The organism is Enterobacter sp. UPMP2061 (assembly GCF_053709615.1).
Genome location: NZ_JBSKJP010000016.1, coordinates 18,942 through 31,784 on the forward strand (window position 1 = coordinate 18,942; position 12,843 = coordinate 31,784).

Annotated in this window: 17 protein-coding genes and 1 pseudogene; 7 read left to right on the forward strand and 11 right to left on the reverse strand. The window is 52.8% G+C overall.

The window, feature by feature from the left end; translation table 11 throughout:
- Positions 1-22 precede the first annotated feature (22 nt).
- Complete coding sequence (locus ACWKXX_RS20560) at positions 23-694, forward strand: SOS response-associated peptidase (protein WP_454540856.1); 672 nt, start codon at positions 23-25, stop codon at positions 692-694.
- On the opposite strand, the gene ACWKXX_RS20565 is transcribed toward ACWKXX_RS20560, so the two are convergent.
- The 6 genes from ACWKXX_RS20565 to ACWKXX_RS20590 form a co-directional block, all read right to left on the reverse strand.
- Positions 661-1,158 carry a thermonuclease family protein gene (locus ACWKXX_RS20565; protein ID WP_172689620.1) on the reverse strand — a complete coding sequence of 166 codons (498 nt, stop codon included), beginning with the start codon at positions 1,156-1,158 and terminating at the stop codon, positions 661-663. The two genes, ACWKXX_RS20560 and ACWKXX_RS20565, sit on opposite strands and share 34 nt — an antisense overlap.
- A gap of 165 nt (positions 1,159-1,323) precedes the next feature.
- Positions 1,324-3,345, reverse strand: coding sequence for an acyltransferase family protein (locus ACWKXX_RS20570; protein ID WP_454540857.1), 2,022 nt, complete (start codon positions 3,343-3,345; stop codon positions 1,324-1,326).
- Between the two features lie 178 nt (positions 3,346-3,523).
- Positions 3,524-4,177 carry a DUF6884 domain-containing protein gene (locus tag ACWKXX_RS20575; RefSeq protein WP_454540858.1) on the reverse strand — a complete coding sequence of 218 codons (654 nt, stop codon included), beginning with the start codon at positions 4,175-4,177 and terminating at the stop codon, positions 3,524-3,526.
- Positions 4,174-5,385 (reverse strand): hypothetical protein, encoded by a 1,212-nt coding sequence (locus tag ACWKXX_RS20580; RefSeq protein ID WP_454540859.1) that lies wholly within the window; start codon positions 5,383-5,385, stop codon positions 4,174-4,176. Before ACWKXX_RS20580 ends, ACWKXX_RS20575 begins: the two co-directional genes overlap by 4 nt.
- Positions 5,375-5,629 carry a hypothetical protein gene (locus ACWKXX_RS20585; protein ID WP_454540860.1) on the reverse strand — a complete coding sequence of 85 codons (255 nt, stop codon included), beginning with the start codon at positions 5,627-5,629 and terminating at the stop codon, positions 5,375-5,377. The genes ACWKXX_RS20580 and ACWKXX_RS20585 overlap by 11 nt, the downstream gene beginning before the upstream one ends.
- Before the next feature lie 60 nt (positions 5,630-5,689).
- The gene (locus ACWKXX_RS20590; RefSeq protein ID WP_454540861.1) at positions 5,690-5,959 is read right to left on the reverse strand and encodes a hypothetical protein; all 270 of its coding nucleotides are present in this window, start codon (positions 5,957-5,959) and stop codon (positions 5,690-5,692) included.
- A gap of 290 nt (positions 5,960-6,249) precedes the next feature.
- Between ACWKXX_RS20590 and ACWKXX_RS20595 the strand changes: the two genes are divergently transcribed.
- Positions 6,250-6,834 (forward strand): hypothetical protein, encoded by a 585-nt coding sequence (locus tag ACWKXX_RS20595; RefSeq protein ID WP_454540862.1) that lies wholly within the window; start codon positions 6,250-6,252, stop codon positions 6,832-6,834.
- Positions 6,835-6,974: 140 nt separating this feature from the next.
- Here ACWKXX_RS20595 and ACWKXX_RS20600 read toward each other — a convergent pair whose 3' ends face one another.
- The 5 genes and pseudogenes from ACWKXX_RS20600 to ACWKXX_RS20620 form a co-directional block, all read right to left on the reverse strand.
- On the reverse strand, positions 6,975-7,715 hold the full coding sequence (locus tag ACWKXX_RS20600; RefSeq protein WP_172689614.1) for an abortive infection family protein: 741 nt from the start codon (positions 7,713-7,715) through the stop codon (positions 6,975-6,977).
- Positions 7,716-7,750: 35 nt separating this feature from the next.
- Positions 7,751-8,332 (reverse strand): DUF2971 domain-containing protein, encoded by a 582-nt coding sequence (locus ACWKXX_RS20605; RefSeq protein WP_454540876.1) that lies wholly within the window; start codon positions 8,330-8,332, stop codon positions 7,751-7,753.
- A gap of 15 nt (positions 8,333-8,347) precedes the next feature.
- Positions 8,348-8,539 (reverse strand): annotated as a pseudogene (locus ACWKXX_RS20610) (hypothetical protein); the annotation flags it as partial.
- Positions 8,536-9,156 carry a hypothetical protein gene (locus tag ACWKXX_RS20615; RefSeq protein ID WP_454540863.1) on the reverse strand — a complete coding sequence of 207 codons (621 nt, stop codon included), beginning with the start codon at positions 9,154-9,156 and terminating at the stop codon, positions 8,536-8,538. The gene ACWKXX_RS20615 and the pseudogene ACWKXX_RS20610, both read right to left, overlap by 4 nt.
- Entirely contained in the window at positions 9,153-9,764 is a 612-nt protein-coding gene (locus ACWKXX_RS20620) for a DNA-binding protein (RefSeq protein ID WP_335930362.1), read from the reverse strand. The genes ACWKXX_RS20615 and ACWKXX_RS20620 overlap by 4 nt, the downstream gene beginning before the upstream one ends.
- A 547-nt stretch (positions 9,765-10,311) precedes the next feature.
- Between ACWKXX_RS20620 and ACWKXX_RS20625 the strand changes: the two genes are divergently transcribed.
- Genes ACWKXX_RS20625 through ACWKXX_RS20645 form a run of 5 tightly spaced genes read left to right on the forward strand, consistent with a single transcriptional unit; the run spans position 10,312 to position 12,829 of the window.
- Entirely contained in the window at positions 10,312-10,623 is a 312-nt protein-coding gene (locus tag ACWKXX_RS20625; RefSeq protein WP_454540864.1) for a hypothetical protein, read from the forward strand.
- 40 nt (positions 10,624-10,663) lie between these two features.
- Positions 10,664-11,002 carry a hypothetical protein gene (locus tag ACWKXX_RS20630; RefSeq protein ID WP_454540865.1) on the forward strand — a complete coding sequence of 113 codons (339 nt, stop codon included), beginning with the start codon at positions 10,664-10,666 and terminating at the stop codon, positions 11,000-11,002.
- Between the two features lie 40 nt (positions 11,003-11,042).
- Positions 11,043-11,702, forward strand: coding sequence for a hypothetical protein (locus ACWKXX_RS20635; RefSeq protein WP_454540866.1), 660 nt, complete (start codon positions 11,043-11,045; stop codon positions 11,700-11,702).
- Between the two features lie 3 nt (positions 11,703-11,705).
- Entirely contained in the window at positions 11,706-12,053 is a 348-nt protein-coding gene (locus tag ACWKXX_RS20640; protein ID WP_454540867.1) for a hypothetical protein, read from the forward strand.
- Positions 12,050-12,829, forward strand: a complete 780-nt coding sequence (locus ACWKXX_RS20645; RefSeq protein WP_172689607.1) for a site-specific integrase — start codon at positions 12,050-12,052, stop codon at positions 12,827-12,829. The genes ACWKXX_RS20640 and ACWKXX_RS20645 overlap by 4 nt, the downstream gene beginning before the upstream one ends.
- Positions 12,830-12,843: the final 14 nt, after the last annotated feature.

Here is a 12,843-nt window from a genome sequence, read left to right on the forward strand (position 1 = left end):
CCTTTAACGGCAGGAAACGCTTATGTGTGGACGTTTTTCTCAGTCACAGACCCGCGCTGAATACCTGGCTTATCTGGCCGGTGAGGTTGATGCCAGGTTCTCCGCAGTGCCGGAGCCGATCGGACGCTACAACGTGGCGCCGGGGACCCGGGTGCTGTTGCTCAGTGAAAGCAATGATCAGCTGCAGCTCGATCCCGTTCTGTGGGGACATTCCCCGGAATGGTGGCACAAAGCGCCCCTGATTAATGCCCGTGTTGAAACTGCAGCTGAGGGACGTATGTTTCGTCCGCTGTGGGAACGCGGCCGCGCCATAGTGTTTGCTGACGGGTGGTATGAATGGGTACGCCAGGGGAACCAAAAACAGCCGTATTTCATTTACCGCAGGGACGGTCAGCCCGTGTTCATGGCTGCCATTGGTGCACGGCCATTTGGTCTGAGGGATGACGGGGAAGGGTTTGTTATTGTCACGGCAGCTGCGGACAAGGGACTTATCGATATCCACGATCGTCGTCCTCTGGTGCTGACGCCTGATGCAGCGCGCGACTGGCTTCGCGAGGGCCTCAGTGGTGACGAGGTGGGCAGGACGGCCAAACAGGGGGCTGTGCCAGCTGATGCATTCACCTGGCATCCGGTTTCCCCTGCGGTCGGCAACGTGCGGAATCAGGGGGCGTCGCTAATTGAACCTCTCTCTTGATGCTGGCTTCGCCAGCGCCAGGGTTCTGTCTGTCCAGGGACTGACCAGAGACCTGAAGCCTGACGACGGGCTTCGTCTTCCAGTGTTGCGTAGTCGACCCGGACAGGTTTTCCGTGATATCGGTATGCCCAGGCCAGTCCCTTACGGATCTGTTCGGCATTCACATCCTTCGTGCCAAGCCACACCGTGCCAAGCAGCCGGCCGTAACGATCCTCATCCTCGCCAGTGACGTTAACGATGCGCTGTGCCACCATCGATGACAGTTCCTGTCTGGAACGCTGGCCAAAGGGCTGGTTCTTTTCCGGCGCATCGATACCGGCAAGACGAACACGCGTCAGCTGGTTCCCTTCACCGAGAATCTCAACGGTATCCCCATCGAGCACACGAACAATCCTGCCGTTGATATCCGCACTGGCCTGATACGTCACGATGAGCAAAGTAATTAAGTACAGTTTCCGGAACATGGCTATATCTCTGATGTTTTCGTTATATGAGTGTCTCATTTATAGAAGCCAGAGTATATCGCGATGTTGTGGGTAGTTGATGTATCGTATAGATAAATAAAGGTGTATTAAAAAGGGCACAATGTGCCCTTTAAGTTACCATCAGATTTTATAAGTACACCTGATTCATTTTAATGGATTACCAAATTCATTTAAGTACAGCTGACCGAATTTATAGGAAGCATAATCGGTAAGATGTCCCACATCACGATAAACAGTTACGCCATCAATATTGGTAATGCATTTACCACTAATGCACTGTATTGATTTAGGGTCAATAAAGGTCAGCGTTGGGAACTCAGCCTTCATTTTAATCATCAGTTGCGTGACTTTTTCCCCGTTGGTATTTGCCGGGTTTTGCATATCACATTCATTGATGTCAAATGGGCGTCGATGAATAACGTGCTGATTTATACAGTTTTGATAGTTGCGTGGCATGGTTGCAATGGTGAACATGATAATTGGCTTTGAACCAGCATCTATGATAGTACGTATGGCTGTACGTAACGCCATTTCGTATCGACTGTCTGAGAGTGCTTCACTTCGCTCATCCCCATCGTTAGTGATTAACTGGGCAGCAAAATAGTTTGACCATACATGCCCTATAATGACGTAGTCAAAGTGATTTGATTTTATATAATCATAATATTGCTCTGCGTTATCATGGCATTCCTGATATTTGACACCTTTATATTTCCACCAGTCAAACTGATAAATTCCTGGTAAGGTCAGGCACGAAGAGGTGGTGAGGGAATACATTTTTATGCCAGCATCCTTAGCCAGCACATCATAAAAACCCCAGAACTGGTTAGCGTTTGAATCGCCAATCAGAAAGGCTTTCTTCGAACCTTCATGATCGCCGAACTGACAGTCCGTAAGGTCCTGGCTTCCACTGAGGCAGCCATCCCTCGATGCGGCATTCTCGGAGGCGGAATTCAGCAGCTGTAACGAGCGATTGTATTCATCGCTGAAGCGCTGTGGCAAACCGTTCGTTTTCACGGTTAATGAGTAAAGGCCCGTGCAGACCGTAAGGGGGAGCAATACAAGCAGGATTATACTCTTTGCAAATGACAGCTTAACCCGGCGGAAGCGCTCTTCAATACCGTGATAGGTAAGCACCGCCAGCCCTGCAGTTATCACCAGCGCAATGCACAGTGTCTTGCCGGACAGAGAGAACTCAAGATAGTTGAACGCCGCAAATATGGGCCAGTGCCACAGGTACAGAGAATAGGAGATTTTCCCCGTGTAGTTTATCGGCGTCAGTTGTAAGGTACGATTTACGAATGTATTTGGGTTTAACAGTAATACTGCAGAGGCAAGGCAAACAAGCAGTGTCCAGCTGTTTGGATAAGTTTCGACGCGAATGCTTAAACCTGAAGTGCAGATAAGTACAGCGATAGCTGCTACTGTCAGAGAATTACTCAGCCATTTATGATTTAGCTGAACTCTGTCCTTCAGGAGAGCGGCGCTTCCACCAATCAGAAACTCAAAAGCGCGCATATTTAATGAATAGTAATGCTGACTGGAAGAGTACAGGCTGACAATAATAACAATTATTGTTGCAGTTAAGGTCAGTAATAACCAGCCATAAAGGAACGGCTTATACGCAAACTTTGTTTTAAATTTACGGAGCAGTAGTGTCAAAATGCCCGCGAACAGCGCAAAGAAAAAATACCACTGCCATTCAATTGCCAGCGACCATGTATGCAAGAGGAGGAAGTAATCAGAGTCAGGAGATGCATATGCTGCACTAAGCTTATCAAAATACTGGTTTGATAAGAACAGAGTGGTGTATTTGGCACTTTTCGTGAACGCTGTGTAATCGTCAGGAATGTAGCAGTATGTCGCTACAATGATGGCGCCGAGAATTGTCACCAGCAGTGCAGGTTGCAATCGCCATAATCTGCCTTTTATAAAATTAGTTAGGGAGAAGGTTCCTTTTTCAATTTCACTGATAACTTTTCCGGTAATCAGAAATCCTGATATGGTAAAAAATATATCAACACCAATAAAGCCTGAAGGGAAGTATGACAACCCTGCATGGAATAATATAACAAGCAGGACAGCGACAGCGCGAAGACCGTCTATATCTTTCCTGTAATTCTGTACTGCATAACTTTTCGTTTGATTATCTAAAACTAAATCCATTTTATAATGGCACCTTACATATGCATATTTTATGGCTGTTTTGATTGTTCTCAGCCTTTCGGAAAGCAGAGCACGTAATATTTTCCTGAAATCCTATGATATCGTTTCTGTGTAACGAATATCAAAAAAGAAGTCGCGTGTTTTAGTTTTACGTCCTGTCAGGGTGCTTACTCTTATGTCATTTACTTACGTCGTTAACAAGTAACTGAGATGCATAGCTGATATTGAGCCCCGTCATATTGGTGTTCAGTGCCTTCATCATACCCGCACTGGTGTATCTGACGTTGTCTTTCAGCTTCCCCTGGTAACCTTTTGAGGTGACAACCTGCAGCTGTTCAGATGTACGTAGCGCTCCCCTCCCCGCGAGCAGGTCAGATTCAACGGCGCGCAGGTACACCGGGGAGGCGGCCACCACAAACCGACCGTCAGGCCCTGCCTGCATCAGCGTCTTCAGGGAGGCATACCGCCGTTCCGCCGGCGGTCGCGTTGTCAGCCGTTCCCAGTGAGTGCGATGGCAGAACGGCATCGAGGAGAACGTCGCTTCATACGGGACCACCGGGTCTGATACGTGCAGTAGCCCCAGGCCAGCTGAAATCACCCACATTTCGGCACCGTTCCGCGCCGCAGCTGTAACTGCCCTGCTCCAGTGCTGGCCCGTATACAGCTCGCCGGCGGTCATGGAGGGCGATCCGCGACGGGCCTGCGCCAGCCTTTCCAGCCAGAGCCCGTAAGCTCTCTCCACGTCACGTTCATTCGGAAAGACCGCATCACCTGCAGGCACGGTTTTACGGCTCGTGCAGGTCACAATCAAATGGACGTTGCCTGTGCTCATGACGCCGTCCCCGCGCTGTCGTCGTTCCAGACGATAACCGTGGCCAGATGTTCCGCCACCTCCTGCCCCGTGTAACCGGCCAGGATCGCCAGCGCCCGGGAGCCTGCGTCACGGGAGAGCGGACTCCGGAACCCGAATCCGTCCGTCATCAGGAGCCACTGCAGACGGTCTGTCCAGCGCTCGCCGGGTTTGCGGACCGGTGAAAACACAATCTCCGTCAGCTGCCCGCGGTTGCAGTACAGCTGTCGCTGTTCCAGTTCATCCAGCAGGCTGTTCAGCTCGCGCCTGTCAGCGTCTTCCTGATCCATCAGCGGCCAGCGAATGCGGTGCCACTGCAGCTCCTGCGCCTGGTCGCCCGTAAACCCCGCGCGGGTGAGCAGGCCGGCCAGCGCGGCCTCCGTGTCTTCCTCGTATGTGGCAGCCGTGAGCGGGTCCGCGTCGCGCAGAACGTGCAGCAGGCGCTCCGGTGCCGGCAGCGTCCGCAGGGAGGCTTCCGGACTGACCACGGCCAGGCGAATATCCTCAGTCAGCCCGGTGATCCCCAGCGCCTGCAACGCGGTGTCCAGCCGGCGGTACCAGGTGCCGGTCAGGTCCGCCGGCGGGGTACCGTCCGGTGTACCCTCCTCCGGCGCGGCGCTCTCATTGATCTGCACCCGGACCGCAATCCCCGCATCGTGGCAGGCCTGCAGCCAGGCGGCGACCTGCAGGGGATCGCCCGCCAGGCGCGTCAGCTGCCCGGCCGTGTTCCACAGCTGCAGGCAGGTGGTGCCGTCAAGACGGATAACGTAGTCGCCCCGGTATGCCATGTGCCAGCGATCGTCAAGCTCCACCGGCCGGTCGTCAGCCTCACCGGCCTGGCTGTGCGGGACCAGGGGCAGAACCCGGACCGTCGTCGCGCGCTGCTCCGCCAGGACGCGCGCCTGTTCGTCAGCGAGAAGCGGGGCGGCCAGCGCACGGCCGGCGTCCGTCAGCTCAACGGCCAGCTGCATGTTCGGGGCGCGCAGGGTGCGCAGCCAGCCCGCGGCTTCCATGCGCCGGCAGGAGGCGCGGAGGTTCGGCCCGTACACCGGAGCCTCCCCGCCCTGCTCCAGCACCCGCTCAATATCTCTTGTCGCCACCGGTCCCGGACGTTTCGCACCGAGGGCGGCCAGCACAATCAGCACCCGCCGCTGCAGCGGGGACGGGCGGCGCGTTTTCTCAGCGGTCACCGGCAGGAGTCTCCGGGTCATCGCCGTTCAGAAGGCGGCGGAGCCTGTGGTAAGCCTCCCGGTCTGCGTCCCCCGTTTCGTCCGTGAGTGCGAGCTCTTCACTGGTAGGCTGCTCAGCCCTGTCGGTAGGCGCATCATCCGCCCCGTCCGCTCTTTTCCTGATAGTTTCGGACAGGGTGCGTAACATTTCCCGGCCGATCTGGCGGGCGTCATCGCCGGAAGATTCTTTCTCAGTTTCTGTCATTTCGCACTCCATGAATTATTTACTTTGAATTTCGAAGGTATCTGGCGAACTCTCCTTCACTCATCTGTGGTCATCGGCAGGTGGCTCCAGATCCTCAGGGTCAAGACCCGCCAGCAGGCGAAGCTGCCTGTGATCATCGTAATAATCACGCTCCGTCTCTGGCATTTGCTGACTTAGTGTCAGAAAAAGATCAATGGCCCCAATACTAAGTCCTCTGTCAAATTCATCCGGGGGGGTACTGAACGAAGATTTGAATGTGCCAATCAGTGTTCTGGTTGTTTCGAGCAGCTGGTCGTAGCTGAGATTCAGTGTCGGTTCTGTGCTTGCCATGCTGTGCTCCTGAGTGAACTGTGTCATTTTTAGTAAAATCATACTTCGAATGATTTTATGCTAAGTGTTCAATCATCATATCGAAAATGATTTTATGATTAATGATAAATATCACATTAGGTATGATTTTATGAGAGTGCTTTGGTTATCATATCCTTTGCCGGATTCCCGCCGCGCAGATCAGAAAACTCCCTGTTTCGGATCTGAATGAGGGATATACTCAATTTTTGTTGATGTATAATCAAAGTTTGATTATGCTGTTGTTGTTGAAACAGTCAGACAGGTTAGTTATGAAGCTATCTGAGCATATTGATCTTTTCTTTGACGGGAATAAATCTGCTTTTGCTAAAAGTATGAGTGTTACTCCTCAACAAGTTACAAAATGGGTTAACGATGACTGGATCATTGTTGACGGAACGCTTTACAGTCCCAGAAGGGATTTAACCAGAGGCAATATGATGGAACGTAAGAAATTTCTGGCAAGCATATTTTGCGGTGCTCAATATGCTTTGGCCGAGTTAAGGGAACACAACGCCCAGGGACCCAATGCGAATGCGATAGCACAAAATGCCCGCAACACCATTGAGGTACTGGCAGAATTCTTTAAAAAAGAGAATTATATTATTTATATGGTTGCCTATAACAATAAAGCACAGAGGTATGAGTTTTATTCCTCCCAGCCTGTATTTGAGTTAGGTGTTACCTATTTCCATATATTGAATCCGGGTACCATCCTGTTTTCCTATAACAATGACATGAAGTCTGAGGATACCTTTGATGTTCCCACTGACCCCAGTAGACTGGCAGCCAACAGATTCGATCCTTATGCGTTTACGATACTGCGCCAGGAAATTCAGCAGGCGTTAAGTCAGTAAAGAAGTTCATTTAACGCTTACACAGGTGATTATCAATTGTTAAACCATAAGAGTACGGCCAGAATTCGAAATTCTGGCCGTACTTCACTTCTTCATTGTTGCACTATCTTTTCGCTGTGAACCTCATATTTTTATTAAAATTAAAGCAATTCATCAATATACGTCATAATGGAACGAACCAGGTTTATGGCAAAACGCGCATCGGCTTCATTAAGCAATTTTTCTGTAGGATGAGCCATGCTGGAATTGTTACGCAGGTTATTAATTCCATGAAGTATTGCGGCAGCAGACTTCAACATTTTAAACACATCTTCATTTCTTCCATCATCCGGCAGGGCCTTAAGATGTGCAGTTATCAGGGAAAGCAGGCCTGGAACATTATTATTTGTACTATCGGTCGTAATGCCATGGTTTACACACATTTGTCTTAATGAAGCATGAAGAGCTGTGTGCACACGATCATAGGCCCGCTGCGGTCCATTGTTCTGAAGCAATACTTCCGCATCTTCTAAGGCCTGGTAAATGTTTTCGTTCACATTTTTCACTGGCGCTGCGGAAACGTTTCTTTGACCATTCTGATTAACAATGTCCTTTATTTCTTTGAATAAATCATTATTGGCATTGCTGATATAGCGTTGAACATTATCCAGCGCCCAGATTTTAGAAAGGTTATCAGCGTCCCTGGCCAGGGTATTTTCTATGGCTGCGATGGCCACCCCTTTTAACTCCGTGTTGTTCCAGTAAACATGCCGGTAGAATTGATTCAGCCCTTCCGGAACATCTTCACAATCTGTTACAGCAAACAGCTCCTTCCAGTCGCCTTCGTTAAAGTTATCTGCCAGGATTTTGGCCAAATTTATTTGAGAAACTTTATCTAACATACTTATCCCTAATAGTTTGTACTTCTCAGTTGAGATTACCGGAACGGCGTCTCAGTAAACGAAATCCGTGTACTGGTATACCCCTTGTTCTGCAACAGGAATGATATCCCCTCCATCATCATTGATCTGTTACTGCGGGGACCAATTCTGATGCTTTTCAGTGGCAGCTTGTCTTTGGCTTCAAGGATCAGATATGGCACCAGACCGTTTTCACTGACACGAAAATTAACACCCTCAAAAGGTCTGTCCGGCAGAATGGCCATCCGGAACTCCTGCTCCTCTTTGAAACCGTCATTCTTGAAAAAAGGTGGCAGGCTGTGTGCCAGTTTGGTTGCCTGAATTATCTCATGCATTACATCTGCATTTATTGCTGCCAGAACCTCTGGCTGACGAAAGAAAGCGAGGATCTCGTTCCGGGCTTCAACCGTGGAATTCTCTTTGGTATAGATCACCCGGTTTTTAAACACCTGGTAGTGCGTGAGTTCCAGGGAGGCAGCCAGTTCGTCATCATCAAATTCCAGGCACACGCCCTGAGAGCTGCCATAACCCCGCCACTGGCTTAACAGGTCGGGTTCGAGACAGAACGAAAGATTATAGACGTGAGCAGCCCGGTGCATTCTGAAGTGCGTCAGTGCCTGTTCGATGAACTCAAGGGTTTTCGGGTTAAAGTCGTTCCTCAGGTACTGCAGGGCATTCTCAAGGCAGTTCATTCCGTGAGTCAGCTCATTACTGTCATTGAGAAAGGAAAAGTGCGTCGCCCACAGTGAGCCTGATTCGATGATGCCCCTCAGGCCGTTCAGGTCAGTGTAATGATAAATCTTCATCTGGCAGCCTCCTGACTGTCCGGGCCCTGTTCGCACTCAGTTTTCTGCATGTCAGACAGAAACGGGAACGCCTTAACAGCGGCTTCCCTTGCTTCTTCTATCGACCGTTCCCAGGCCTGCCATTCCGGATCTGCTGCCAGCACTTCGTTGGCGGTATCGCGTAACCAGGCATACAGCTCTTCGCCATCATCGAGATCAACCTGGCGGGTTTTTACCGGGTCTTCATGCTTCATGATATTACGCAACAGCGTACCAATCTGCCCTTCAGATTCGACAGGTTCGTAAGTTATGTAGTCCGGATATTCGTCGAATTGATCCAGCGTCAGATCTATATATTCCCCGTCCAGCAATACGATGACATGCGCGTGAACCGTTGAATTTTCCGCTTCATGAAAGCCTGCGTTCCCTTCCATAAAAATGATACACGGATGGCACCCCTCAGTATCTGTCAGGTACTGCGCCAGTGTGTTACTCGCTAAATCGCAGCTGCCGTGCGGGAAGTTCTTCAGTTCCTCTTTCCATCGAGGAAAATGACGGCACCCGTCAGCCCGCTCACCGGCGCCAAGCTCCAGCGCCCGGCGAAATGCCTTTATACGTAATGCTCTTTCCTGTCTCATTTCTTCACCTTCCCGTCATGGCGGGCCAGGGCCAGCAGTTCGGCCTGAAGCTGACGGCCGTCCTCCCGGGCTTCCTTCAGCTCCGCTTTCGTGTCCTGCAGCTGCGCCGCCAGGTGTTCGCCGGTGGCGGTCAGGCGGGCCACCTGCTCACGCAGCGGCAGCGCCTCCGCGCGCAGCTCGCGCACCTCCTGCAGCAGGCGGTCACGTTCGGCCACCACCTCGCGCAGCACCGCCAGCTCGCTTTCCAGGGCGGCCACCGTCGCCAGGGCCTCGTCCCGCTCCTGGTCGGCCCGGGCAATGTCGTCGTCGGCCTGCTCGCGCGCCGCCAGGGCTCCGGCTTCAGCCTGTTTCACCGCGGCCTGCCACAGCAGCCCCAGCTGGCCGGTCAGCAGCTGCGCCAGCTCCGGCGGCAGGGGCGTGGCCTGCTCAGCGGCCTGCTCGCGCCGGCGGGCGCGGAACGCGCGCATCACCGGGGAAATGTGGGACAGGGAGCCGCCGCCGAGGTGCTGACGGACCTGCTCGTTGGTCGGGTTCGGGGTGCCGGCGGCGATCAGGGCGGCAGCGGCGTCTTCAATGCGACGGACGGTGTCCGGGGAGAGGGTGGTCATGGTCTGGCTCCGGTTTCTCAGGGAATGGCGCCATCGTACTCCGGGGGTAAAAAATACACAATACACAAAATACAGATAATACATACAATACAGCCAATACATACCGTACATACAGTACAGAACTTACATACACTCCTTCTCTTTTCCCGGGCAGATCCGAAAACTCCCGGTTCCGGATCTTCTTTCCTGCCTCCGGCGCGCTGCGGCACCAGAACACAAGATGTGCCACACCGACAGCTGCGTTTTCTTCTATATATAGTGCTTACCCCCCTGCCGCGTGACCCGTCGCGCTGCAGCAGAAAACGCCGCTTTGCTTATTCCCTCACCGTGGTACACTTCCGGAAAGTTGTGATACGCCGGTAAATCGGATCTTCCGGAAACGGTCCTCCGGTAATTTAACGGCGTGGCTATATGCCTGCTTATTATCAGCCTCAAAATGATGACGGCAGGGAAAAATCAGCCGGGTGACAGACGCAGGGTTGTGCGCAGTGGGTTGTGCTGCACGTCATAATTACTCTGAGTGACTATTTCTTTTAAAAGGAAACATATGAAAACTCCAATTCCATTACATGACGTTCTTGTTGAGCTGGAAAATGCAGGTCATAGCGAACTGTGGATGGCATCCCCGCGAGGGAAAACCTGTTTTGAAGTTCATCCCCTTGATCAGAGCCAGTGGTATCTGCCGAACATCATCACCCGTGATGGACGAACAGTTGCTCACAGGGAAAAACGTCCTAATGGCTGGCTGCTTTCAGGTGACTGGAAAAACATCCATTGTCGATCCGGCGCAGCGGCACCTTACGATGCGGAATTTATTGAAGAAGATTGGAAATTTAACCTTATTGGCAGAGCTAAATAAAAGGCGGGATTTATGACTATGCAGCAGAAGAGGACGGTTTATGAATGCATTTCCGCTCATGAGTAAAATTCTGAGCATCGGAATTATCGTCAGCCTGATGGTGGCGGGAGTAAATATCTACCGTTCCTGGCAGGAAAGCGCCGCAGGTCAGAGCATTACCACCTGCTCCCTGCCGACGGGTGACGTTAAGGTGATCTCCCGCGACGGGCTTCTGCGAGCCGTCGATCAGAGCACCGGCGAAGTGGCGGGCCTCCTGGAGCGCTGGCCGAATGGTGATATCCAGCTGACGACGAATGACGGTTTTGCTCCGAATGTGACACCGTGTCTGTCCGGCAAGCTGAATACGGAACAGCTGAACTCCCTGCCGCTGCACGGATGAACACCATAACGGGGCGGGATTTTTCAATAAGGGAACAATTATGGCTGACTGGTTTATTGCGACCGAAGGCGTGAAGGTGGTGAAGGACAGTATTGGCCTGGCACCACAAATTATCACGGCTGTTACGTCGGTTGGAGCTGCTTTTGGAGGTGTAGCGCTGACGCATTACTTCACCCGTAAGCGTGAGGAAAGAGCGGCAGAGGAGAAACTGGTCCGCGAGCGCCTCTTTATCAGCACGGAACTGATCTGTCTGCTGGAGCACTTTGCTGATCAGTGCAGTGATGTGGCCTGCGATGCGGAGCCAGTGAAAAAAAACTGGTCGATTAAGGCGCTGCCTCTCCTGAGTCTGGAAGGAGTCGAGGGAGACTGGCGTTCGCTTCCTTCCGGGCTGCTTTTCCGTCTCCGTAACCTGCCGGCGCTGAACAGGGAGGCCCGGTACGTTATTGAAAGCGTATTCCGGTACGAATCACCACCTGACGTCACGGAATCCGCCCGGTACCAGTATGCCCGTCTGGGGCTGAAAGTGCTGCTGATAGCCTGGCGTCTTCGCCGGATCTGCGATCTTCCTCCCCCGCGCGAAGGGGAACTGTGCAGGCGGATCGGGTCCATCCTGTGGCGCAACCGGCGCGCGCTGTGGCGCCGGCATGTGCAACGCCAGCGAAAGATTCAGAACGGCCTGTCCCCTGATGAGAAAGGATAACCAGTGAAACTCAATTATCTAAACGATCCGCATGCAAACGAAGCCACCGATGACATTATTGGCCTTCTGAAACTGTGTCAGCAGCTGCAGTCAGAAAAGGACGGCAGGGAACGGCCGGAGCCCGGGGCTTATTCCCGCGATGAAGATGCGTTTGCCGATCGAATCCGCACAGCGTGCGGTCATGCCCTGCAGCTTCGCCGGTTGCTGCCGGTGATGACGACCCTGAGCGCCATCGGCGCCGAGATGGAACGCCGGGGAGAAATCAGTGTGCTCCCGGGGGAAGATTACGCGCAGAAAGCAATGGCACGACTTACTGAGCAATACCTGTCCTGCAGGGGCAACAAGCAATGATGCCGGCAATACCAGGCCAGGGCGTTTCCTTTTCTGCCGCACAGCTGCCGGTGGCCATCGACTACCCTGCGGCACTGGCCCTGCGCCAGATGGCTCTCGTTCAGGACGAACTGCCGAAATATCTGCTGGCACCGGAAGTGAGTGCCCTGCTCCACTATGTACCCGATCTCCACCGCAAGATGTTGCTGGCAACCCTCTGGAACACCGGCGCACGCATTAACGAGGCGCTGGCGCTGACCCGGAGTGATTTTTCTCTGGCGCCGCCCTACCCGTTCGTGCAGCTGGCCACACTCAAGCAGCGGGCGGAGAAAGCGGCACGAACGGCCGGCCGCTCGCCTGCCGGCAGTCAGGCGCATCGCCTGGTTCCGCTTTCCGATGCGAACTATGTCGGTCAGCTGGAGATGATGGTGGCCACGCTGAAAATACCTCTTGAACGACGTAACAAGCGAAGCGGCAGAACCGAGAAGGCGCGCATCTGGGAGATCACCGACCGTACCGTCCGCACCTGGCTCAGCGAAGCGGTGGAAGCCGCAGCAGCCGACGGGGTGACGTTCTCAGTACCGGTGACGCCCCATACATTCCGCCATTCCTACGCGATGCACATGCTGTACGCAGGCATACCGCTGAAGGTGCTGCAGAGTTTAATGGGACATAAGAGCATCAGTTCAACGGAGGTGTATACGAAGGTGTTTGCGCTCGATGTGGCGGCACGGCACAGGGTACAGTTTCAGATGCCGGGGGCTGATGCTGTGGCATTACTCAAAGGAACCATTTAGTTTCTCTTCAGGCT